Genomic DNA, 22,828 nt, shown 5'->3' with positions numbered 1-22,828 from the left:
GGTTCCGTCTCGCTCTCGCAGCGAATATGCTCGTATGGGGACAACTGACTCGAGGGGGTCCGGTGCAGAGGTGCAACCTCTGCAGCGTCCGGAAAAAGAGATGGAATTCCGCGGATGGGTGGTATGAGGGTGCTTGCCGGGTCAGCCGCGCTGGCTTTTGTGACGGCATGGTCGGGGGCGGCGACACCTGTCTTCGCCGATACGATCGAGGCGGCGCTGGTGCGCGCCTACCAGACCAATCCTCAGCTCAACGCACAGCGCGCCGCAGTGCGCGCAACCGACGAAAATGTCCCGCAGGCTTTGTCCGGCTTCCGGCCCAAGGTCGCCGTGACGGCCAGCGGCGGTTACCAGTACACCGATGCCACGCAAGGCGCGCCGGGGAGCCCCGGGCAGACGCTTCGCGGTGCACAGGCGCCGGCGGCTTTGGGCGCCACGGTGTCGCAGACCCTCTTCGACGGCTTCCAGACCTCCAACCGGACCCGCGCGGCGGAAGGTCAGGTCTCGGCCTCGCGTGAGGGCCTGAGGGTTCTCGAACAGACCGTTCTGCTCTCCGCGGCAACCATCTACATGGATTACCTGCGTGACTCCGCCATCGTGGAAGTCCAGCGCAGCAACGTCCGCGTGCTTGAAGAGACGCTCAAGCAGACGCGCGATCGTTTCAATGTCGGCGAAGTCACCCGCACCGACGTTGCGCAGTCGCAGGCTCAGCTTGCCGCCGGTCGCACCCAGCTTATGACCGCCGAGTCCAATCTCACGACCACGCGCGCGAACTTTCGCCGCATTGTCGGTAATGAACCCGGACAATTGGCGCCGGGATCGCCGGTGGACCGCTTTTTCCCGACCACGCTCGCAGGCTCCGTGGATCTCAGCCTGACCCAAAATCCCAACGTCACCGCGGCGATGTACGGCATCGACGTCAGCCACCTTCAGGTCAAGGTGGCCGAGGGCGCGCTGTTCCCGACCGTGAGTCTCCAGGCCAACGTGCAGCAGGGCTACGCACAGCAACTCACGATGCAGAAGCAGTTCTTCGCATCCGCGATCGCGCAGGTGACGGTTCCGATCTATCAGGGCGGTGCGGAGTATGCGCTGATCCGCCAGTCCAAGGAAACGCTGGCGCAGCAACGCCTTACTCTCGAACAGGTCCGCGACCAGACGCGCGCCAGCGTGGTGCAGGCGTGGGGCCAGTTGGTCGCGGGCAAGTCGCAGGTGGCGTCGGCGCAAGCGCAGGTCGAGGCGTCCGAGATCGCGGTCAACGGCATTCGCGAAGAGGCCAAGGCCGGACAGCGAACCACGTTCGACGTGTTGAATGCGCAACAGACGCTCGTCAACGCGCGGGTGGCGCTGGTGACGGCTCAACACGATCGCGTGGTCGCGTCCTACGCCGTGTTGAATGCCGTCGGGCGCCTGTCGCCGCAGGTGCTGAAGCTGAACACGACCGTTTACGATCCAAGTGTCCATTATCATCAGGTTCGCGACAGTTGGGCCGGCGTGCGTACGCCATCAGGGCAGTAATCACGGACCGACGAGGGTCGTGTCCACAGCCCTTTGCTTGCAATCAATTTATGCCGTGCCATACCTTTGCATGAGGCTGCGAAGCGATTCGTGCGTCATCCGGGTTCGGGTCGGCTTACTGCAGAAGTCCGGGGCGGAGAATTGATATCGGCATCGATTCGCAGCGCCTGATCGGGGACAAATCGGGTGTGCGATCGAAGCGGCATGCGTCGAAGTTCAGGCCCGCGCATCCGGACCGGAAAATCCTCTGTTGCTTGATGCCAGGACGCTAGCGCGGACCGCGAAGATTTGGAGTTGGCCATGACGCAGCCTGCTAAGGTCGAGGAACCCTCGATGGAGGAGATTCTGGCGTCGATCCGCCGCATCATCGCCGATGACGAAAAGCCTGCGGCGGCCGCGAAGGCCGCGACCACAGATGCGACGGTTGCGAAACCTCCGCCGGCTCCTGCTGTCGCCAAACCGGCCATGCCCGCCAAGCAGTCCGACAGCAACAGTCAGGATGATATTGATGCCATGCTCGCGAACCTCGATGCAGCAACCACAGGGGAGGAGGTCCGCCCGACCCCGATACCCAGTCACGTCCACGATCCGGTCGACGAGGTATTTGAACTGACCGACGAGATGGCCGTTCCGTCTCCGGTGCAGACCGCCTTCCAGAAGGTCGAACCGCAGGACGATCTGGAATTTGAGGAAACGGCTCCGGCTCCTCGACAGGATCCGGTCGCCGCCGAACGGCCAGCGGCCCGGAACGCCGCGCCGACAGCGCAAATATTGTCGCATTCGACGGTTTCGGCGGTCGAGACCGCCTTCAACTCGCTCGCCACCACGGTTTTGAGCAATAACGCTCGCACCCTTGAAGACCTCGTCAAGGAAATGCTGCGCCCGATGCTGAAGTCCTGGCTCGACGACAACCTGCCGGGACTGGTCGAACGCATCGTCAAGACAGAAATCGAGCGGGTATCGCGCGGGCGGCCGTGACCTGTTTGCGGACCGTAATCCAGCGTCCGCCCTGCTTGCCCTCTGGTAGCCGGCATCCGCTCACCTGAGCCGGTTTGTTCGGCGATCGTGTTGACTTGGCGCGCGCTGAGGGGCTTTTAGGACAGGATCCCGAAAGGCGGGAGCCGGTTTTCGGATAGGATCGTGCTCTCGGCGGTCAGCCGCTCTTCATTATTTCTGCGAATTCGCCCGAAACGGCGCCAAGTATGATTGCATCGCCATGATCGAAAAGACCTATCAGCCTGCCGATATCGAAAGCCGCATGTCCCGTCTCTGGGAAGAGGCTGACGCCTTCAAGGCCGGGCGGGCCGGGCGCCGTGACGCCGAGCCGTTCACGATCGTGATCCCGCCGCCGAACGTCACCGGGTCGCTGCACATGGGTCACGCGCTCAACAACACGTTGCAGGACGTGTTGTGCCGCTTCGAGCGGATGCGCGGCCGCGACGTGCTGTGGCAACCCGGCACCGATCACGCCGGCATTGCGACGCAGATGGTGGTGGAGCGGCAGTTGGCGGAGCGGAAGGAGCCCGGCCGCCGTGAGATGGGCCGCGCCAGGTTTCTCGATCGGGTCTGGCAGTGGAAGGCGGAAAGCGGCGGCGTCATCGTCAACCAGTTGAAGCGGCTGGGGGCCTCCTGCGACTGGTCGCGTGAGCGCTTCACCATGGATGAAGGCCTGTCGCGCGCGGTCGCCAAGGTGTTCGTTGAACTGCATCGCTCCGGCCTGATCTACAAGGACAAGCGGCTGGTCAACTGGGACCCAAAGCTGCTCACCGCGATCTCCGATCTCGAGGTCAAGCAGATCGAGGTCAAGGGCAGCCTGTGGTATCTGCGCTATCCGATCGAGGGCAAGAGTTTCGATCCGGATGACCGTTCGACCTATATCGTCGTCGCCACCACGCGGCCCGAGACCATGCTGGGTGACACCGCCGTCGCCGTTCACCCCGAGAACGAGAGGCTTGAGCATCTGATCGGCAGCAATGTCGTGCTGCCGCTGGTCGGTCGCATCATCCCGATTGTCGGCGACGACTATGCCGATCCGGAAAAGGGCACCGGCGCGGTCAAGATCACCCCGGCGCATGACTTCAATGACTTCGAGGTCGGCAAGCGCCACCGCCTGCCGCAGATCAGTGTGCTCGATCGCGAAGGCCGGCTGGAGCTATCCGACAACGAGGATTATCTGCGCGGCCTGCCCGAAGGCGCGTTGATGCTGGCCGAGGAACTGCATGGCACCGACCGTTTCGCCGCGCGCAAGGCGATCGTCTCGCGCCTCGAAGATTTCGGCTTCCTCGAAAAGGTCGAGCCTTATGCGCACATGGTGCCGCACGGCGACCGCTCCGGCGCGGTCATCGAACCCTATCTGACAGATCAATGGTACGTGAACGCCAAGCAACTGGCGCAGCCGGCGATCGCGGCCGTGCGGCTGGGCGAAACCACGTTCGTGCCGAAGAACTGGGAGAAGACCTACTTTGACTGGATGGAAAACATCCAGCCGTGGTGCATCTCGCGCCAGCTCTGGTGGGGTCACCAGATTCCGGCCTGGTATGGCCCGGACGGCAAGGTCTTCGTCGCGGAGACCGAGGACGAAGCCGTCGGCCATGCGCTCGGCTATTATGTCGAACAGGGTGTCATCACCGCGGAGCAGGGCGCCGAAATGGCGAGCGATCCGGCAAAACGCGATGGCTTCATCACCCGCGACGAGGATGTGCTCGACACCTGGTTCTCTTCGGCGCTGTGGCCGTTCTCGACGCTCGGCTGGCCGGACGCGACGCCGGAGTTGAAACGCTACTATCCGACCAACGTGCTGGTCACCGGTTTCGACATCATCTTCTTCTGGGTCGCCCGGATGATGATGATGGGTTTCCATTTCATGAAGAAAGCGCCGTTTCCCACGGTCTACATTCACGCGCTCGTCCGTGACGAGAGCGGCGCGAAGATGTCGAAGTCGAAGGGCAACGTCATCGATCCACTGCATCTGATCGACAAATACGGCGCCGATGCGCTGCGCTTCACGCTCGCGGCGATGGCGGCGCAGGGCCGCGATATCAAGCTGTCGCCGCAGCGGGTCGAAGGCTATCGCAATTTCGCGACCAAGCTCTGGAACGCCTGCCGCTTCGCGGAAATGAACGAGTGCGCCGTTCCCGCTCGGTTCGATCCCACCGCCGCGAAGGAAACGCTCAACCGATGGATCGTTCACGAGACCGCGCGTGCCACGAGCGAAGTCACCGCGGCCATTGAAGGTTATCGCTTCAACGACGCCGCCGGTGAAATCTACCGCTTTGTCTGGAACGTCTATTGCGACTGGTATCTCGAACTCGCAAAGCCTGTTCTGATCGGCGAGGACGGACCCGCCAAGTCGGAGACCCGCGCCATGGTCGCATGGGCGCGCGATGAAATCCTGAAACTTTTGCACCCGTTCATGCCGTTCATCACCGAGGAGTTGTGGGCGGTGACATCGGAGCGGACAGAATTGCTGACGCTGTCTCCGTGGTCGGTCAAGGCCGAACTCACCGACCAGCAGCAGGCGCTGCTCGAGGCGGTCGCCTGCGATCCCTATTCCGCGCCGGAGCCGCTTGCCAATCCGTCGAAACCTTATTTCCGCGACGACGCGGCGGAGGCCGAGATCGGCTGGGGAATTGATCTTATTACAGAGATCCGCTCAATACGCACCGAGATGAACGTTCCAGCAAGAACGATGGTTCAACTCGCGCTAATAAAGCCGTCGTCTAAGACATTCGAGTTAGCTCGAGCTTGGGACAGCATGCTCAATCGATTGGCGAGAGTATCGGGGACGATCTCGGTAGAAAGCCCGCCGGCTGGCTCGGTGCAACTGCTGATCCGCGGTGAAGTCGCCGCGCTGCCGCTGAAGGGCGTCATCGATCTCGCCGCCGAGCGGTCACGTCTGGAGAAGGAGATCGCCAAGGCCGATGCCGATATCATGCGGGTCGACTTGAAGCTCGGCAATGAGAATTTCATCGCCAACGCGCCCGAAGATATTGTCGAGGATGAAAAGGAAAAGCGGGAAGCAGCAGTTGCGCGCAAGGCGAAGTTCGTCGAGGCGCTGGAGCGTTTGAAGGCCGCTGAGTGAGTGCAGCGCGGTCGTCGTCGCTGCGCCCGTTGAGCCTGCTCTGGCTTAGCGGCGTCGGACTGCGGCTTACGATCCTCGCGGTGCCGCCGGTGCTGGCGGCCATCATTTCGGATCTTGCGCTGTCCGGAACCGAGGTCGGCATTCTCAACGCCATTCCGGTCAGCCTGTTCGCGCTGATCGCGGTCCCCGGATCGCTGCTGATCGCTCGCGTCGGCGCCATCAAGGCGCTGGTGGTCGGCCTTCTGGTCGCCAGCGCAGGGTCGGCGCTGCGCGGTTTCGCCCTCGATGCGATGACGCTGTTCGCCGCAACCGCGGTGATGGCGGCTGGCGTGGCCCTGATGCAACCGGCACTGCCGCCGCTGGTGCGGCAATGGGTGCCTCACCGGATCGGTTTCGCCACCGCCGTTTACACAAACGGCTTGCTGTGCGGGGAAATCTTTCCCGTCATATTCGCGGCAATCGTCGTCCCCTTGCTGGGAGGCGGGTGGCGCGCGAGCCTCGGACTCTGGTCGTTTGCTTCGGTTGCGATCGCACTGGTTGTCTTCATCGCACGCCCAGGCGGGGAGGGCGTGGCGGCGCGGCATGGCCGCTGGATGCCGGACTGGCGCGATCCGCTGCTCTGGAAGGTTGGCCTCGTCGCCAGCGCGAACAACCAGCTTTATTTCTGCACGAATGCATTCCTGCCCGGCCTGCTGCTGCAAACCGGCCATACCGACCTGATCGGGCCGGCGCTGTCTGCGCTCAACCTCGGACAGTTGCCTGGATCGATTCTCCTCATGCTCATCGCAGGCCGGCTGGAGCGGCGGAAGTGGCCGCTCGTCCTCACCGGCGTTCTCGGCCTGTTGGGCGCTTTGGGCGTCGCAACCACCACGAGCTTGTGGGGAATCGTAGGCGCTGCCGCGCTGGTCGGCTGCACCTGCGCCGTGGGTCTGACTCTTGTGCTGACGCTGCCGGCGCTGCTCGTTGCGCCGGAGGACGTGCCGCGCATGTCCGCGGGAATGTTCACGATCGGTTACGGCATCGCGATGCTGATCTCGATTGTCAGCGGGATGGTCTGGGATTTCACCGGGAACGCCGCTTTCGCGTTCGTGCCGATCGGCCTCGCCGTCGTGCCGATGATTGTATTCCCGCTGATGATCGATCTCAGGACGCAACGTTCCTGAACGGCTTGCTCAGAAATTTTGAGCCCTTCAATCCGTATCGCCATGGCAGGTCGGCGGCTTTCGTGATGCCGATGCGCACGCCGGTGACGACTTCAAGCTCGGCTGTGCGCTGATGGACCGCGATCGGCGGTGCGTCGAGCGGCAGCGCATTGTGCGCGATCGATACGCCGAGCGCCTGGCACAACTTGCCCGGTCCTGAACACAGCAGGCGCTCGTCGTGCAGCCCGCGCCGCCGCCGCATCGCCGGAATGCCGTGGGTCGGTTGCAGCGCGCGGATCAGAACGGCGGCTGCCGAGCCGTTCTTTTCGCACACGAAGTTGACGCACCAGTGGATGCCGTAGGAGCGATAGACATAGGCGAAGCCGGGCGGACCGAACATCACCATGTTCCGCGGCGTCGGTCCCCGATGGGAATGTGCCGCCGGCTCGGTGTGATGGTAGGCCTCCACCTCGACGATGAGGCCGCCGACCCCGTCCACCAGCAGCGTCGCGCCGATCAATTCGGGCGCGACCTCATGAACGCTGCGGCCGAAAAACGAGCGATGGAGCAGCTTGCCGAGAGCAGTCGGGTTCGGGCTGTCGAATGTCGTCGGGCTTGGAGTTGTTTTCATGCGGCAATGGGGGCGGGCGGTACGCGGTGGGATATGTTACACATTAGACCGATCTGGCGAAGCGGGTTGCAGTGCTGCGCCAGGCGGATTACCTAAAGTTTCCTGTACAACGGATCATTCATGGTCGTCGTCCTCGATACCGTTTCCGCCAATCCCGTCCGGCCGCGCCATCCGGAAAAGGCCAACCGGCCCGATGCGCCGTCACCGCCGAAGCCGGACTGGATTCGCGTGCGCGCGCCGAACACGCGCGGCTATGCGGATACGCGCCGGATCGTCAAGGAGAACGGCCTCGTTACCGTGTGCGAGGAGGCCGGCTGCCCGAACATCGGTGAGTGCTGGGACAAGAAGCACGCGACCTTCATGATCATGGGCGACACCTGCACGCGCGCCTGCGCTTTCTGCAACGTCAAGACCGGAATGCCCGGCGCGCTTGAATCGTCCGAACCCGAATATGTCGCCGAGGCGACGCGCAAGCTGGGGCTTGCGCACGTCGTCGTCACCTCTGTCGATCGCGACGACCTCGACGATGGCGGCGCGGAGCATTTTGCCCAGACCATTCGCGCGATCCGCGAGCGCTGCCCCGCGACGACGATCGAAATCCTGACGCCGGATTTTCTACGCAAGGACGGCGCGCTTGAGACAGTCGCTGCGGCCAAGCCCGACGTCTTCAACCACAACCTGGAAACCGTGCCGTCGCGCTACCTGACGGTACGACCCGGCGCGCGCTATTTCCACTCCATCCGCCTTTTGCAGCGAGTGAAGGAGATCGATCCGACGATCTTCACCAAGTCCGGGATCATGGTCGGGCTCGGCGAGGAACGGCATGAGGTGCTGCAGGTCATGGACGACCTGCGCTCGGCGGACGTCGACTTTCTCACCATCGGGCAATACCTCCAGCCGACCCGCAAGCATCACGCCGTGATGCGCTATGTCACACCGGAGGAGTTTTCCGCCTACGAGACCGTCGCCTACACCAAGGGCTTTCTGATGGTGTCGGCGAGTCCGCTGACGCGCTCGTCGCATCATGCAGGCGAGGACTTTGCGAAGTTGCAGGCCGCGCGCGCGAACCAGCCGCGGTAAGCCCCACCGACATGCCGACGTTCTCCAGCAAGCGCCGCGTGCGATACAGTTCGGAACAGATGTTCGATCTTGTTGCGGATGTCGAGCGCTATCCGGAATTCGTGCCGTTGTGCCAGTCGCTGAAAGTGCGGCAGCGCACGCCGGCGGCCGACGGCAAGGAAGTCGTGGTGGCCGATATGACCGTGTCGTTCAAGCTGGTGCGCGAGACCTTCACGAGCAAGGTGACTCTCGATCGGCCGAACCTCAAAATTCTTGTCGAGTATCTCCGGGGGCCGTTCAGCCACATGGAAAATCGCTGGACGTTTGAACCGAAAACAGACCAAGGCTGCGAGGTCGGGTTTTTCATCAGCTATGATTTCAAGAGCCGGATGCTGGCGATGTTGATGGGCGCAATGTTCGATACCGCGTTCCAGCGCTTTGCGTCGGCGTTTGAAAAGCGCGCCGATGTCGTTTACGGAACGCCGCGCGCCGCCGGATAACGCAACGTCCTTTCAGCTTGTCTTCGGCGCGGGCTTTCTTGGTCCGGCTGTGCGTCGCCGCTCGCCGGTCCGGCGTAACGGTGTCCGCGCCTTGCGTGGATGCAGGCGGCTGGCGCGCTCGCGCCGGACTTTTGCGGGTGGTTTCGGACCGCGCGCCAGCTCCATGAGCATCCGCAGGGCCTCAATGACCGAACGCTGCCGCACCGAACTGCGGCCGATCGCGCCAAAACGGCATTCGCGATGAGTCAGGCGACCGTCCCGCGCGGCGGCGGCGAAATGAACAAGGCCCACGGGCTTGCCGGGCGTTGCGCCTCCTGGCCCTGCGATTCCCGTAATGGCGACGGCCAGATCGGTGCCGGCGCGTTCCAGCGCGCCGATCGCCATGGCGGTCGCGGTTTCCTTGCTGACCGCGCCGAAACTGTCGAGCGTGCTGGCCTTGACGCCCAGCATCGCGCGTTTGGCGTCGTTGGAATAGGTGACGAAACCGCGATCGACCACGTCGGAGGAGCCGGGAATCTCGGTCAGCGCGCCCGCGACCAGCCCGCCGGTACAGGATTCGGCCGTTGCGATAGTGAGCTTGCGCATCCGGCAAAGATCGAGCAGCGAACGCGACATGGCGCGAATGTCGCTGCCGCTCATGTCAGGCGCTCCCGCTCTTTTCGTTCCAGGGCAGGCGAATGGTCGCGCTGGCGGTCGCAGCGATTCCTTCCTCGCGTCCGGTGAAGCCGAGACGCTCGCTTGTGGTCGCCTTCACGGCCACCCGCGAGATCGCGACGCCGGTAATTTCCGCGATGCGTGCGCGCATCGTCTCGCGCAGAGGACCGATCTTGGGCCGCTCGCAGATCATCGTGACTTCGAGATTGGCGACGCGGCCGCCGCGCGCCGCGACGCGCTCGATGGCATACTTCAGAAATTTGTCAGAGGCCGCGCCTTTCCACTGCGGATCGCTCGGAGGGAAATGCGAACCGATGTCGCCATCCGCGAGCGCGCCGAGAATGGCATCGACCAGCGCGTGCAGGCCGACGTCGCCATCGGAATGGGCGAGGAAGCCGCGATTATGCGGGACCTTCACGCCGCACAGCATGACGTGATCGCCGTCGCCGAAGGCGTGGACGTCGTAGCCGGTGCCGGTCCTGATGTCGCCGAGCGCCGCCGCAAGACGGGCTTCCTCACGCACGAAATCTTCCGGTGTGGTCAGTTTCATGTTGGCAGCATCGCCTTCAAATGTTGCGACCGTCAATCCTACCCATTCCGCGAGCGCAGCGTCGTCGGTGAAATCGTCGCGGCCCTCGCGCGCGGCGCGGCGATGCGCGTCGAGGATCACATCGAAACGGAACGCCTGCGGCGTTTGCGCGATCCGCAACGTCGCGCGATCCGGAGTTGCATTGACGGCTCCCGACGCATCGACCTGCTTGATGGTGTCGGTCACGGGAATGACGGGCACCGCCGCGCCGGTGATGTTGGCTGCGTCGATCGCACGCCTGATCAATGCCTGCGTTGCGAACGGCCGGGCGGCATCGTGAATCAGCACAATGTCCGGCGCGTCGGCGGCCAGCGCCTCGAGGCCGGCATGAACGGAGGCCTGGCGCGTGGCGCCGCCATTCGCCGGGGGGCGGTAGTCAAACCCGGCGACGGCCTGATTGAACATCTCGGCGTCATCAGGGTTCAGCACCGGCTGGACAGCGAAGACGTCGGGGTGATCGCAGAATGCCTCCATGGCCCGCGCAATCACGGTCCGTCCGCCGACTGTCCGGTATTGCTTGGGGCCGCCGGCGCCGGCGCGAAGTCCGCGCCCCGCTGCGACAATGATGGCGGCCGTTCGTGGAGAGGTCGGCATTGGAATCGACAGGTATAAATGAGGTTGGAAGACGGGAATCCCGCTCGGGTCACTGCCCTTACCACGCTCGGAACAAAACCAGCAGGTGTCCCAAGGGGTTGGCCCCGGATTATTTGTGCTGCAGCGCACTTGTAACATGTAAGAAATTGGCTAAACTATAGGCATTCGATATTGTTGCCCAAATAATCGACAGTTCCGGGGCGGCTTGCAAGAGTTCCAAAGGCTTATGACTTCCAACCCGTCCCGCCCTGCATCAGATCAAAATCCGCTCATGATCGGGGATATCCCGATCGCCAGCCGCGTCTTTCTTGCGCCGATGTCCGGCATTACCGACCGACCGTTCCGTCGTCTTGCGGAATCGCTGGGGGCAGGGCTCGTGGTCTCCGAGATGACCGCCAGCGACGATCTCGTGCGCGGGCGTCCCATGTCCGTGCTCCGTTGCGAAGCAACCGGTGGCGGACCGCACGTGGTTCAGCTCGCGGGCTGCGAGACGCACTGGATGGCGGAAGGTGCGCGGATCGCCGAGGCAGCGGGCGCCGATATCATCGACATCAACATGGGTTGTCCCGCCCGCCACGTGACAGGCGGCCAGTCGGGGTCGGCCTTGATGCGCGATCTCGACCACGCCTTGCGACTGATCGAGGCGACGGTCGGCGCGGTGAAGGTGCCGGTCACGCTCAAGATTCGGCTTGGATGGGACGATCGCTCGCTCAATGCGCCGGCGCTCGCGCAGCGCGCCGAATCCGCCGGCGTGCGGATGATCACCGTTCATGGCCGCACGCGTTGCCAGTTCTACAAGGGTCGCGCCGACTGGCAAGCCGTGCGGGCGGTGAAACAGGCGGTCCGCATTCCCGTGGTGGTCAACGGCGACATAACCTCGTTCGAGGCAGCCGTCGCGGCGCTGGAGGAATCGACCGCCGATGCCGTCATGGTGGGGCGTGGCGCGCAAGGTCAGCCCTGGATGCCGGGGCAGATCGGACGCCGGTTGGAGACGGGCGTCGCCGAACCGCCGCCGTCGCTCGCGGACCAGTTGGCGTATATCCGCGCGCTTTATGACGATCTGCTTCGGCACTACGGCCTTCGTATCGGTCTTCGTCATGCGCGAAAACATCTCGGCTGGGCGCTCGGGATCGCGGCCGCCAGTGGAAATGTTTCCACGTCCGTCCTCAAGATATGGCGCGGAAAAATTCTGACGGCCGACGATCCGGCTGGCGTGCAGCGCTCTCTTGTGGATGCATTCGAGGATTTCGGATGGAGCGCCGCAGCATGACGTCGCTTGTGGAGCGCGCGCGCGCTGCGCCATCCGACGGCGAGGCTGTTCTCAACGCGCTTCCAAATCCGGTGCTGCTGGTCGCGCCCGACGGCCGGATCGTCGACGCCAACGCGGCCGCGGAGTCGTTCTTCGAAATGTCGGCGCAGTTCCTGCAGCGGCTGCCGCTGAAGGAGGTGGTCCCGTTCGGCAGCCCGCTGCTGCCGCTGATCGATCAGGTGCGGAACGCCGGTTCGCCGGTGAACGAATTCCGGGTCGATCTCGGCACGCCGCGGATCGGCCGCGACCGCCAGGTCGACCTGCACGTCGCGCCGCTGACGGAACGGCCCGGCCACGTCGTGGTGATGATTCAGGAGCGCACCATGGCCGACAAGATGGATCGGCAGTTGACCCATCGCAGCGCGGCGCGCTCGGTGACGGCGCTCGCGGCCATGCTCGCGCATGAAATCAAGAATCCGCTCTCCGGCATTCGAGGTGCGGCGCAGCTTCTCGAACAGGGAGCATCGTCGGAAGACCGGATTTTGACCCGCCTGATCTGCGACGAAGCGGACCGCATCGTCACGCTGGTCGACAGCATGGAAGTGTTCGGCGATGAACGGCCGGTGACGCGAGGCCCGGTCAACATTCATTCGGTGCTCGATCATGTCAAACGGCTCGCGCAGTCCGGCTTTGCGCGGAACGTCCGGTTTGCCGAGGATTACGATCCGTCGTTGCCGCCGGTTCTCGCCGATCGGGATCAACTGATTCAGGTCTTTCTGAATCTCGTCAAGAATGCCGCGGAAGCCGTTGCCGATCTGGGAGGCGAGGGAGAAATCCAGTTCACGACCGCATTCCGTCCCGGCCTCCGTCTGTCGGTGCCCGGTAACAAGTCACGCGTGTCGCTGCCGCTGGAATTTTGCGTCAAGGATAATGGTCCCGGCGTAGCAGAGGATCTCTTGCCCAACCTGTTCGACCCGTTCGTAACCACGAAGCCGGCCGGAAGCGGGCTCGGACTCGCGCTGGTCGCCAAAATCGTCCGCGATCACGGTGGCATCGTCGAATGTGAATCGCAGCCGCGCAAAACCACCTTCCGCATCCTGCTCCCGATGTTCGACATAAGTTCAAAGCACCGGCAGAGCGACGATGCCGCCGCCCCGGAGATGGCGTCACACGCCTCACGCGATCCAGGATGAGGACGACACATGCCCGCAGCTCACATACTGGTCGCAGATGATGACGCCGCCATCCGCACGGTGCTCAATCAGGCGCTGTCGCGCGCAGGATATGAGGTGCGTCTCACCGGCAACGCGGCGACGCTGTGGCGATGGGTCAGCCAGGGCGAGGGGGATATCGTCATCACCGACGTCGTGATGCCGGATGAGAACGCCTTCGACCTGCTGCCGCGCATCAAGAAGATGCGGCCGAACCTGCCGGTCATCGTAATGAGCGCGCAAAACACCTTCATGACGGCGATCCGCGCCTCCGAGCGTGGCGCGTATGAATACCTCCCGAAACCTTTCGACCTCAAGGAACTGGTCGCGATTGTCGGCCGCGCACTCGCCGAACCCAAGGAGCGCGCCGCCAGCCGCAGTAGCGAGAACGAATTCGAGTCCATTCCGCTGATCGGCCGTTCGCCCGCCATGCAGGACATCTATCGCGTGCTGGCGCGGCTGATGCAGACCGACCTGACAGTGATGATTTCCGGCGAGTCCGGCACCGGCAAGGAACTGGTCGCGCGCGCGCTTCACGACTATGGCAAGCGGCGCAACGGTCCGTTCGTCGCCGTCAACATGGCTGCGATCCCCCGCGACCTCATCGAATCGGAGTTGTTCGGCCACGAGCGCGGCGCCTTCACCGGCGCCAATAACCGCGCCTCCGGCCGTTTCGAGCAGGCCGAAGGAGGGACCCTGTTTCTCGACGAAATCGGCGACATGCCGATGGAGGCGCAGACGCGTCTGCTGCGCGTGCTGCAGCAGGGAGAGTACACTGCTGTCGGCGGACGCACCGCGATCAAGACCGATGTTCGTATCGTCGCAGCCAGCAATAAGGATCTTCGCGTTCTGATCCAGCAGGGGCTGTTTCGCGAGGACCTGTTCTTCCGCCTCAACGTGGTGCCGCTGCGCCTGCCGCCGCTGCGCGAACGCATCGAGGATCTGCCCGATCTGATTCGGCACTTCTTCGCCCTCGCCGAAAAGGACGGGCTGCCGCCCAAGAAGCTCGATGCGCTCGCGATCGAGCGCCTGAAGCGGCATCGCTGGCCCGGCAACGTCCGCGAACTGGAAAATCTGGCGCGCAGGCTGGCGGCGCTCTATCCGCAGGACGTCATCACCGGCCCCGTAATCGACGGCGAACTTGCGCCTCCTCCCGTGGTTTCAGGCGGCAGCGGCCGCCAGGGCGTCGACAGCCTCGGCGGGGCCGTCGAGATGTACCTGTCGTCGCATTTTTCGGCCTTTCCGAACGGCGTGCCCCCGCCGGGCCTGTATCATCGCGTCTTGCGGGAGATCGAGATCCCGCTTCTCACGGCAGCTCTGGCCGCGACTCGCGGCAACCAGATTCGGGCAGCCGACCTTTTGGGTTTGAACCGCAATACGCTGCGCAAGAAAATCCGCGATCTGGATATCCAGGTCTATCGGACCGGAGAATAACGCGGCCGCATTCGGCCTGTTTTCGATTATAATCCAGACCGAATCAGCAAATTATGCGAAGCTTGGCCCGTCCCCGCGCGAAGGATCGCGCCGCGGAAATGTCTCAATTGTGCAACATTGTTGTAGGAATGCATCAGTTCGCTGCCGGGTGCGGCCAGTTTAGTCAGCGAACTTCAAACCTTCAAACCTTATTCCCAGGATGATTAGCGCAGACACGCGGGCCCCCTCCCACGATCCGTCATTTGCCGAGCCGCGCGGCTGGACCCCGCGCCGACTTCTAGCGGCGGTTGCGATCGGGCTCGCGCTGTTGTCTGCACTCCTGACCTTCGTGGTTCTGGTCGGCCTCACCCCGATCGAGCCGAACCACCGGGTCGTCGTCACCTTCCTGCTGATCGACGCCGCCATCATCCTTTTGCTTATCGGGATCATCGCCCTCGAAGTCTGGCAGGTGGTTCAGGCCCGCAGGCGCGGCCGCGCCGCCGCGAAACTCCACGTCCAGATCGTCAGCCTGTTCTCGGTGATCGCGGTGCTGCCGGCGGTGCTGGTGTCGGTGGTGGCCAACGTCACCATCGATCGCGGTCTCGACCGCCTGTTTTCTGGACCCACCAGGGAAGTCATCCAGAACTCGCTGATCGTCGCCAACGCCTATTTGCACGAGCACGCCCAGCTCATTCGCGGCGATATTATCGGCATGGCCAATGATATCTCCAACGCGCGGCCGTTGTACGATCAGGACCGCGCGACATTCAACCAGCTTCTGACCTCGAACGCGAAAGCCCGCAACCTGCCGGGTGCGATGCTGATCGACAAGGACGGCAATGCGCTGGTGTCCGCGCAAACCGGCATCGAGCGGACCTACACCACGCCCAACCCGGATTTTCTCAAGAACGTCGGGGAAGACGAACCGCAAATCGCTGTATTTCCAGAAGCGAACTATGTCGCCGCCGTCATACGGCTGCGCGCGTTCGACGATAAATTTCTTTATGTGGCGCGCCTGCTCGATCCCCATGTCGTCGCGCAACTGAAGCAGACCGAGGCAAGCGTGGCCGTGTACGCCACGATCGAGGCGCGGCGCCTCGGCATCCAGGTGGCGTTCGCGCTGATGTTTGCCGTAATCGCGCTGACCATCCTGATGGCGTCGGTGCTGCTGGCGCTGAACTTCGCCGACCGGTTCGTCGCACCCGTCCGTCGCCTGATGAACGCGGCGAACGTCGTGTCCACCGGCGACCTGAACGTTCAGGTGCCTGTCCTCAAATCCGAAGGCGATCTAGCCCAGCTCGGCGAAACCTTCAACAAGATGACAGCCGAGTTGCGGATGCAGCGTGATGAACTCGTCAGCGCGAGCGGCCTGATCGACAGCCGCCGCCGTTTCATCGAGGCCGTATTGTCGTCGGCAAGCGCCGGCATCATCGGCGTCGACGGCGCCAATAACATTGGCATCCTTAACCGGTCTGCCGAGAAGCTGATCGGTCATTCTGAATCGGAAACGCTCGGACATCCGCTGTCCGAAGTGATTCCGGAGCTCAACGATCTCATGCAGACGGCGAGGGAGGGGACCCAGCGGCTGGTGCAGGGACAGGTCAACATCAATCGCGACGGCAACGAGCGCAATATCTCGGTGCGCATCAGCGCCGAGCAGAGTAGTCAATCGCGCGACAGCTACATCATCACTCTGGACGACATCACCGAACTCGTGACCGCACAACGCACATCCGCGTGGGGTGACGTAGCCCGGCGGATCGCGCATGAGATCAAGAATCCGCTGACGCCGATCCAGCTATCGGCCGAGCGCATTCGCCGCAAGTTCGGCAAGGCGATCACGGAAGACAAGCCGATCTTCGAGCAGTGCACCGATACGATCGTGCGCCAGGTCGAGGATATCAGGCGGATGGTCGACGAATTCTCGCGTTTTGCGCGGATGCCGAAGCCGGTGATGGAAGGCGAGGACGTCGCCGACACGGTTCGGCAGACGGTTTTTCTCATGCGCGTCGGGCATCCCGAAATCGAGATCGAAGCCGACATCAAGCACGACCCGATGCGCGCCCAGTTCGACCGGCGGCTGATCTCGCAGGCTCTGACCAACATCATCAAGAATGCGACCGAGGCCATCGAGGCGGTGCCGCCGGAGACACTCGGCAAAGGCCGGATCGATGTCATCGCCGCGCGGGAGGGCGACGACATTGTTATCGACGTAATCGACAACGGAATCGGCCTGCCGAAAGTTGCGCGAGCGCGCCTGCTTGAGCCCTACGTCACGACGCGCGAGAAGGGCACCGGCCTTGGTCTCGCGATTGTGGGGCGCGTGCTGGAAGACCACGGCGGAAAACTCGAACTCAATGACGCCTCCGCCATAAGACCGGAAGCGCGCGGAGCCTGGATGCGATTGCGGTTTGCGATATCCGGGCGCGCAAAAAGTGAAACCGACGGGAGCGGCGGAGCGACTGACGACGGTGCGTCGACCGGCGATGAAACGAAAGCAAAGGTTGCAACCGGCAACTGACTGGGCGGATCCAATCCATGGCACACGATATTCTGATAGTGGACGACGAGGCGGATATTCGCGACCTCGTTGCAGGCATCCTGGAGGACGAGGGTTTTACGACCCGCACCGCGCGCAACAGCGATGAGGCGCTTGCGGAGGTCTCAAGCCGCCGCCCGCACATGGTGTTCCTCGATATCTGGCTGCAAGGCAGCAAGCTCGACGGATTGCAACTGCTCGAGATGATCAAGCAGGACAGTCCCGACACGCCGGTGGTCATGATCTCCGGTCATGGCAACATTGAAACGGCCGTTGCCGCGATCAAGCGCGGCGCCTATGACTTCATCGAAAAGCCGTTCAAGTCCGATCGTTTGATTCTGGTGGCGACGCGTGCGCTCGAAACCTCGCGCCTCAAGCGCGAGGTCAGGGAACTGAAGCAGCTCGCGCCGGCGGCGGGATCGCTGGTCGGCCGTTCGCCGTGCATGAACCAGCTACGGCAGACCATCGAGCGCGCAGCGAAGGCCAACAGCCGGATCATGATCGTCGGCCCGTCCGGATCCGGCAAGGAATTGGCAGCGCGAACGCTTCACAATCAGTCGAGCCGCTCGGAGGGACCGTTCGTCGTCATCAACGCGGCGGCGATTACGCCGGAGCGAATGGAATTCGAATTGTTCGGCATCGAACAGACCGACGGCCAGCAGCCTCGCAAGACAGGAGCCCTGGAAGAAGCGCACGGCGGGACGCTGTTCATCGACGAGATCGGCGACATGCCGCGCGAGACCCAGAACAAGATCATGCGCGTCCTGGTCGATCAGACCTTTCAGCGCTCTGGCGGGATAAACAAGATCAAGGTCGATGTGCGCATCATTTCGTCGACGGCGCGAAACCTGGAGGAGGAGATTGCCGCCGGGCGTTTCCGCGAGGATCTTTATCACCGGCTGTCGGTCGTGCCGATCCGGGTTCCGCCGCTCTCCGAACGCAGGGAGGACATTCCCGAACTGATCGAATTTTTCATGGACCACATCTCCGCCGCCAGCGGGCTGCCCAAGCGCAGGATCGGCGACGACGCGATGGCCGTGTTGCAATCGCACGTCTGGCCGGGCAACGTCCGGCAACTTCGCAACAATGTCGAGCGCGTGATGATCCTGGCCGGCGGCGGTCCGGAGATAATCATTACCGCTGACATGCTGCCGCAGGACGTCGGCTCGATGGTTCCGGCGATGCCGTCCGGCGTTAACGGCGAGCACATCATGGGCCTGCCGCTACGCGAGGCTCGCGAGGTGTTCGAGCGCGACTACCTGATTGCCCAGATCAGCCGCTTCTCCAACAATATCTCGCGGACGGCCGAATTCGTCGGCATGGAGCGCTCGGCGCTGCACCGCAAGCTCAAGGCGCTCGGCGTCAACTAAAAGCCTTTCGGGGGTTGGACGCGCCGATGTCGCGAATTGCTTACGTCAACGGCCGCTATCGCGATCTGCGCGACGCCTGTGTCAACGTCGAGGACCGTGGCTATCAGTTTGCGGATGGTGTTTATGAAGTCTGCGAAGTGCGAGGCGGAAGGCTGGTGGATTTTCCCCGGCACATGGCGCGATTGCAGCGGTCGTTGCGCGAATTGCGGATCGCCGAACCGATGCCGCTGTCGGCGCTCGGTATCGTCATGCGAGAAGTGGTACGCCGCAACCGCGTGACCTACGGACTGGTTTATCTGCAGGTGTCCCGCGGCGTGGCGCGGCGCGATCATGCGTTTCCGCCGGATACAGTGAGGCCAGCCGTCGTGGTGACGGCGCGTGCGCTCAACTATGCGAAGAACCAGCAAACCGCCGCGACCGGCATCAAGGTCGTCACCGTGCCTGAAAATCGCTGGCCTCGGGTGGACATCAAGTCGGTATCGCTGCTGCCTAATGTGCTGGCGAAGCAGGAAGCGCGCGAGAAGGGGGCTTACGAGGCCTGGTACGTCGGGAGCGACGGATTCATCACCGAGGGCGCTTCGAGCAACGCCTGGATCGTCACCAAAGACGGCCGGGTCGTCACCCGCTCCGCCGAGAGCGGTATTCTCGCGGGCATCACCCGGGCCGTCCTCATGGAGGTCATGGCGGCGCTTCAGATCACTCTGGAGGAGCGCCCGTTCACGCCGGCGGAGGCGCACGAGGCCGCGGAGGCTTTCGTCACCTCGGCCTCCCAGATCGTCATGCCTGTCGTGGCGATCGATGGTCAGATCGTGGGAAATGGCCGCCCGGGCGGCATTGCCAGGCGGCTTCGGGAAGAATTTCACCGTTTTTCAGCATTTTCCTGACAGTTTTTGCCTATCCGGGCGAACCCGCGGCCCGAACCGGCTTGCCTAACCTCATGCTCTGCCTTCTAATCAAAGGCGCCGGGTCCGCGAGGAGGATCTCAAAGGGGGCCGGCGGCCAGGAGACGCTCCGGGGAGAGCTGTGTCCGGTCCAAAAAAGACAAACAAAACTGCGGGATAATAAAAATGGCGATAGACCGCGCACAAAACCTTCAGGACACCTTCCTCAACCACGTTCGAAAGACCAAGACGCCACTGACCATCTTTCTGGTGAACGGCGTCAAACTGCAGGGAATTGTCACCTGGTTCGACAATTTCTGCCTGCTGCTCAGGCGGGACGGTCATTCGCAGCTCGTCTACAAGCATGCGATTTCAACCATCATGCCGGGCGCCCCGATCCAGTTATTCGAAGGCGGCGAGGACGCTCCGCTTTGAGCAACATGAAAGTTTCCTGATTGGAACCCCGGCATCCCCAGGGGGGCATCGACCGTTCAGGGCCGATGCAGGGCAAACCGACCGGGCGGGCCATTGTCATCGGCCCTTATCTGCGGATACGGCGCGACGACGCCGGCACGCCGCAGGCGGGACATGCCATGCGCGACAGCGATGCCCGGCTGGATGAGGCCGCCGGCCTCGCACGCGCGATCGATCTCGACGTCGCCAAGGCGATCATCGCGCCGGTCAACCAGATCAGGCCCGCGACATATCTCGGCAAGGGCAAGGTCGAGGAATTGACCGGCTTGATTACCGCCGAAGGCGCCGATCTCGTGGTGATGGATTGCGCGCTGTCGCCGATCCAGCAGCGCAATCTGGAAAAAGCCTGGAGCACCAAGGTGCTCGACCGGACCGGCCTGATCCTTGAAATTTTTGGCCGCCGCGCCAAGACGAAGGAGGGCGCGCTTCAGGTCGAGCTTGCCCATCTCAACTATCAGCGTAGCCGTCTGGTGCGCTCGTGGACTCATCTTGAAAGGCAGCGTGGCGGCTTTGGTTTCATGGGCGGCCCCGGCGAAACCCAGATCGAGGCTGACCGCCGCCTGATCGGCGACCGCATTACGCGGCTGGAGAACGAACTGAAGAAGGTGCAGGCGACGCGGCGGCTGCATCGCGCCGGGCGGCGACGCGTGCCTTATCGCGTGGTCGCGCTGGTCGGCTATACCAATGCCGGGAAATCGACGCTGTTCAACCGGCTGACGCGCGCCGACGTCCAGGCCGCCGACATGTTGTTCGCGACCCTCGATCCGACGCTGCGCGCGCTGACGCTGCCGCATGGCGGCAAGGCGATGCTGTCGGACACGGTCGGTTTCATATCCAATCTGCCGACCCAGCTTGTCGCCGCTTTTCGCGCGACGCTCGAAGAGGTGATGGAGGCAGACGTTATCCTCCATGTTCGCGACATTTCGCACGAGGACGCAGAGGCGCAGCAGCACGATGTCGAGGCCGTGCTGCGCCAACTCGGCATCGATCCGGAACACGGAGCTCGCATTCTCGAAGTCTGGAACAAGATCGATCGCTTCTACGCGGATCAGCGAGAAAATCTGGAAAACATCGCGGCGCGCCGCTCGGCTGAAGTGCCGTGCTTCCTCGTCTCCGCCGAAACCGGCGAAGGGCTCGATAAGCTGCTGGCGGCGATCGAAGACCGGCTCGCGGCGACCCGAACCACGCTGGACCTGTCGGTCGATGCCTCCGACGGCGCGGCGATCAGTTGGCTGCACCGCAATTCCGAGGTGCTCGCCAAGGAACTGCGCGACGGCCGTTACGATATGACAGTCCGCGTCGACGAGACCAAACGCGACATTCTCGTCAACCGGTACGCCGCGATACCGCATCCCCTTTGACCAACTGCGCCGTCCTCTCCCGTCTTCGCAAGGCAGGGCCGCGCAGGACAGGCTTGACCGGCAAGGTGGCGCATTATTCGATGCGATTTAAATCATCGCAGGAAACTCTCAGGAGAGGCCCGTGAGCTATCAAAACACATCGCTGCTGATCGACGGCAAATGGCGTCCCAGTGCATCCGGAAAAACCCTGGCCGTGCTCAACCCTGCTACCGAGGAACAGATTGGCACGGTGGCCCACGCCGATCGCTCCGATCTCGATGAAGCTCTCGCCGCGGCCGAGAAGGGCTTCAAGGTCTGGCGCGCGGTCGCGCCTTTCGAGCGCGGCAAGATCATGCGAAAGGCGGCGGCCTTGATGCGGGAGCGCGCCGACAACATCGCAACGCTGATGACCATGGAGCAGGGCAAGGTTCTCAATGAGGCGAGGATCGAGACGCTGGTGGCGGCCGATGTCATCGAATGGTTCGCCGAAGAGTCCCGTCGCGCTTATGGCCGGGTGATTCCGGCGCGCGGCCCCGGCATCTACCAGATCGCGATCAAGGAGCCGGTCGGGCCGGTGGCGGCTTTCACGCCGTGGAATTTCCCGATCAATCAGGTCTGCCGCAAGCTGTCGGCCGCGCTTGCCGCCGGCTGCTCGATCATCGTCAAGGCTCCGGAGGAAACACCGGCGTCTCCCGCCGAACTGCTGCGGGCATTTGTCGATGCGGGCGTGCCCGATGGAGTCATCAATCTCGTGTACGGCGTGCCCGCCGAAATCTCCGAATATCTGATCCCGCATCCGGTTATCAGGAAAATATCGTTTACTGGCTCGACCGCGGTCGGCAAGCAGCTCGCCGCACTCGCCGGTCAGCACATGAAGCGCGCGACCATGGAACTTGGCGGCCACGCGCCAGCCATTGTGTTCAACGATGCCGATATCGCAGGCGCGGTGAAGATCATCGCCGGCGCCAAGTTTCGCAACGCTGGTCAGGTCTGCATCGCACCGACGCGGCTTCTGGTGCAGGACAAGGTATACAAGGATTTTGTCGGCCAATTCACCGAAGCCGCGAAGGCGATCAAGGTCGGCAACGGACTCGATGCCGATTCAAAGATGGGCTCGCTCGCGAACGCGCGTCGCGTTGCCGCCGTCGAGGGTTTTGTGCAGGACGCGATCGGCAAGGGCGGCCAGCTCGCGGCTGGCGGACATCGCATCGGAAACAAGGGTTACTTTTTTGAACCGACTGTGGTGACCGACGTGCCGAAGGGCGCCCGCGCCATGAACGAGGAGCCGTTCGGCCCACTGGCGCTGATCTCGCCGTTCTCGACCTTCGACGAGGCCGCGGAGGAGGCGAACCGCCTGCCGTACGGGCTCGCGTCCTATGCCTTCACAAGTTCGACCAAGACAGCGACCGCGATTGGTGCAGAGATCGAGAGCGGCATGGTGGCTATTAATAATGTCGGGCTCGCTTTGCCGGAAAACCCGTTCGGAGGCGTCAAGGATTCCGGCTACGGCTCCGAGGGCGGCATCGAGGCGATGGAGGCTTATCTCATCACCAAGTTCATCAGCCAGACCGGTGTGTGAACCGGGCCTT

Annotated in this window: 18 protein-coding genes; 15 read left to right on the top strand and 3 right to left on the bottom strand. The window is 63.2% G+C overall.

The genetic code is table 11. The features are described 5' to 3' along the window. The first annotated feature begins 114 nt into the window (after window positions 1-114). From BGO16_RS10800 to BGO16_RS10785, 4 genes are all read left to right on the top strand, one after another. Complete coding sequence (locus tag BGO16_RS10800) at window positions 115-1,512, top strand: TolC family outer membrane protein (RefSeq protein ID WP_292618695.1); 1,398 nt, start codon at window positions 115-117, stop codon at window positions 1,510-1,512. Between the two features lie 300 nt (window positions 1,513-1,812). Next, window positions 1,813-2,490, top strand: coding sequence for a DUF2497 domain-containing protein (locus BGO16_RS10795; RefSeq protein ID WP_292618694.1), 678 nt, complete (start codon window positions 1,813-1,815; stop codon window positions 2,488-2,490). A gap of 238 nt (window positions 2,491-2,728) precedes the next feature. After that, complete coding sequence (locus tag BGO16_RS10790) at window positions 2,729-5,593, top strand: valine--tRNA ligase (protein WP_292618693.1); 2,865 nt, start codon at window positions 2,729-2,731, stop codon at window positions 5,591-5,593. Next, window positions 5,590-6,756 (top strand): MFS transporter, encoded by a 1,167-nt coding sequence (locus BGO16_RS10785; protein WP_292618692.1) that lies wholly within the window; start codon window positions 5,590-5,592, stop codon window positions 6,754-6,756. The genes BGO16_RS10790 and BGO16_RS10785 overlap by 4 nt, the downstream gene beginning before the upstream one ends. Here BGO16_RS10785 and BGO16_RS10780 read toward each other — a convergent pair. Beyond that, window positions 6,737-7,366: a DNA-3-methyladenine glycosylase gene (locus tag BGO16_RS10780; protein WP_292618691.1), complete on the bottom strand. Its 630-nt coding sequence runs from the start codon at window positions 7,364-7,366 to the stop codon at window positions 6,737-6,739. The two genes, BGO16_RS10785 and BGO16_RS10780, sit on opposite strands and share 20 nt — an antisense overlap. 120 nt (window positions 7,367-7,486) lie before the next feature. Here BGO16_RS10780 and lipA point away from each other — a divergent pair, with 120 nt between their 5' ends. Then, window positions 7,487-8,446 carry a lipoyl synthase gene (lipA, locus tag BGO16_RS10775; protein ID WP_292618690.1) on the top strand — a complete coding sequence of 320 codons (960 nt, stop codon included), beginning with the start codon at window positions 7,487-7,489 and terminating at the stop codon, window positions 8,444-8,446. An 11-nt stretch (window positions 8,447-8,457) separates the two neighbouring features. Beyond that, window positions 8,458-8,925 (top strand): type II toxin-antitoxin system RatA family toxin, encoded by a 468-nt coding sequence (locus tag BGO16_RS10770; protein WP_292618689.1) that lies wholly within the window; start codon window positions 8,458-8,460, stop codon window positions 8,923-8,925. Between the two features lie 12 nt (window positions 8,926-8,937). Here BGO16_RS10770 and BGO16_RS10765 read toward each other — a convergent pair whose 3' ends face one another. Together BGO16_RS10765 and BGO16_RS10760 are read right to left on the bottom strand one after the other, a co-directional pair. Then, window positions 8,938-9,564 (bottom strand): CinA family protein, encoded by a 627-nt coding sequence (locus tag BGO16_RS10765; protein ID WP_292618688.1) that lies wholly within the window; start codon window positions 9,562-9,564, stop codon window positions 8,938-8,940. Window position 9,565: 1 nt separating this feature from the next. Then, on the bottom strand, window positions 9,566-10,762 hold the full coding sequence (locus BGO16_RS10760) for a bifunctional 2-C-methyl-D-erythritol 4-phosphate cytidylyltransferase/2-C-methyl-D-erythritol 2,4-cyclodiphosphate synthase (protein ID WP_292618687.1): 1,197 nt from the start codon (window positions 10,760-10,762) through the stop codon (window positions 9,566-9,568). Window positions 10,763-10,988: 226 nt separating this feature from the next. On the opposite strand from BGO16_RS10760, the gene dusB reads away from it, so the two are divergent. The 9 genes from dusB to BGO16_RS10715 all read left to right on the top strand — a co-directional run bounded on the left by dusB (window position 10,989) and on the right by BGO16_RS10715 (window position 22,818). Then, a complete protein-coding gene (dusB, locus tag BGO16_RS10755) occupies window positions 10,989-12,032 on the top strand; it encodes a tRNA dihydrouridine synthase DusB (protein ID WP_292618686.1) in 1,044 nt (347 codons plus the stop codon). Then, window positions 12,029-13,204: a nitrogen regulation protein NR(II) gene (locus tag BGO16_RS10750; RefSeq protein ID WP_292618685.1), complete on the top strand. Its 1,176-nt coding sequence runs from the start codon at window positions 12,029-12,031 to the stop codon at window positions 13,202-13,204. The genes dusB and BGO16_RS10750 overlap by 4 nt, the downstream gene beginning before the upstream one ends. Before the next feature lie 9 nt (window positions 13,205-13,213). Then, window positions 13,214-14,656: a nitrogen regulation protein NR(I) gene (gene ntrC, locus BGO16_RS10745; protein ID WP_292618684.1), complete on the top strand. Its 1,443-nt coding sequence runs from the start codon at window positions 13,214-13,216 to the stop codon at window positions 14,654-14,656. A 199-nt stretch (window positions 14,657-14,855) separates the two neighbouring features. Beyond that, window positions 14,856-17,156 (top strand): PAS domain-containing sensor histidine kinase, encoded by a 2,301-nt coding sequence (locus tag BGO16_RS10740; RefSeq protein WP_292618682.1) that lies wholly within the window; start codon window positions 14,856-14,858, stop codon window positions 17,154-17,156. Between the two features lie 17 nt (window positions 17,157-17,173). Continuing rightward, entirely contained in the window at window positions 17,174-18,544 is a 1,371-nt protein-coding gene (locus BGO16_RS10735) for a sigma-54 dependent transcriptional regulator (protein WP_292618681.1), read from the top strand. Between the two features lie 26 nt (window positions 18,545-18,570). After that, complete coding sequence (locus BGO16_RS10730; protein WP_292618680.1) at window positions 18,571-19,428, top strand: D-amino-acid transaminase; 858 nt, start codon at window positions 18,571-18,573, stop codon at window positions 19,426-19,428. Between the two features lie 183 nt (window positions 19,429-19,611). Then, complete coding sequence (gene hfq, locus BGO16_RS10725) at window positions 19,612-19,860, top strand: RNA chaperone Hfq (protein WP_009797508.1); 249 nt, start codon at window positions 19,612-19,614, stop codon at window positions 19,858-19,860. 20 nt (window positions 19,861-19,880) lie between these two features. Beyond that, the gene (gene hflX / locus BGO16_RS10720; protein WP_292618679.1) at window positions 19,881-21,260 is read left to right on the top strand and encodes a GTPase HflX; all 1,380 of its coding nucleotides are present in this window, start codon (window positions 19,881-19,883) and stop codon (window positions 21,258-21,260) included. Window positions 21,261-21,381: 121 nt separating this feature from the next. Then, window positions 21,382-22,818 (top strand): NAD-dependent succinate-semialdehyde dehydrogenase, encoded by a 1,437-nt coding sequence (locus tag BGO16_RS10715; RefSeq protein WP_292618678.1) that lies wholly within the window; start codon window positions 21,382-21,384, stop codon window positions 22,816-22,818. The last annotated feature ends 10 nt before the right edge of the window (window positions 22,819-22,828 follow it).

Source organism: Nitrobacter sp. 62-23, from assembly GCF_001897285.1.
Lineage (GTDB): Bacteria > Pseudomonadota > Alphaproteobacteria > Rhizobiales > Xanthobacteraceae > Nitrobacter.
This window is presented reverse-complemented; position numbering and strand designations above follow the sequence as displayed.

Excerpts from the sequence above, each read along its gene's own strand:
- BGO16_RS10800 (WP_292618695.1), top strand. The coding sequence starts at position 115 with ATGGGTGGTATGAGGGTGCTTGCCGGGTCAGCCGCGCTGGCTTTTGTG.
- BGO16_RS10795 (WP_292618694.1), top strand. The coding sequence starts at position 1,813 with ATGACGCAGCCTGCTAAGGTCGAGGAACCCTCGATGGAGGAGATTCTG.
- BGO16_RS10790 (WP_292618693.1), top strand. The coding sequence starts at position 2,729 with ATGATCGAAAAGACCTATCAGCCTGCCGATATCGAAAGCCGCATGTCC.
- BGO16_RS10780 (WP_292618691.1), bottom strand. The coding sequence starts at position 7,366 with ATGAAAACAACTCCAAGCCCGACGACATTCGACAGCCCGAACCCGACT.
- lipA (WP_292618690.1), top strand. The coding sequence starts at position 7,487 with ATGGTCGTCGTCCTCGATACCGTTTCCGCCAATCCCGTCCGGCCGCGC.
- BGO16_RS10770 (WP_292618689.1), top strand. The coding sequence starts at position 8,458 with ATGCCGACGTTCTCCAGCAAGCGCCGCGTGCGATACAGTTCGGAACAG.
- BGO16_RS10765 (WP_292618688.1), bottom strand. The coding sequence starts at position 9,564 with ATGAGCGGCAGCGACATTCGCGCCATGTCGCGTTCGCTGCTCGATCTT.
- BGO16_RS10760 (WP_292618687.1), bottom strand. The coding sequence starts at position 10,762 with ATGCCGACCTCTCCACGAACGGCCGCCATCATTGTCGCAGCGGGGCGC.
- dusB (WP_292618686.1), top strand. The coding sequence starts at position 10,989 with ATGACTTCCAACCCGTCCCGCCCTGCATCAGATCAAAATCCGCTCATG.
- BGO16_RS10750 (WP_292618685.1), top strand. The coding sequence starts at position 12,029 with ATGACGTCGCTTGTGGAGCGCGCGCGCGCTGCGCCATCCGACGGCGAG.
- ntrC (WP_292618684.1), top strand. The coding sequence starts at position 13,214 with ATGCCCGCAGCTCACATACTGGTCGCAGATGATGACGCCGCCATCCGC.
- BGO16_RS10740 (WP_292618682.1), top strand. The coding sequence starts at position 14,856 with ATGATTAGCGCAGACACGCGGGCCCCCTCCCACGATCCGTCATTTGCC.
- BGO16_RS10735 (WP_292618681.1), top strand. The coding sequence starts at position 17,174 with ATGGCACACGATATTCTGATAGTGGACGACGAGGCGGATATTCGCGAC.
- BGO16_RS10730 (WP_292618680.1), top strand. The coding sequence starts at position 18,571 with ATGTCGCGAATTGCTTACGTCAACGGCCGCTATCGCGATCTGCGCGAC.
- hfq (WP_009797508.1), top strand. The coding sequence starts at position 19,612 with ATGGCGATAGACCGCGCACAAAACCTTCAGGACACCTTCCTCAACCAC.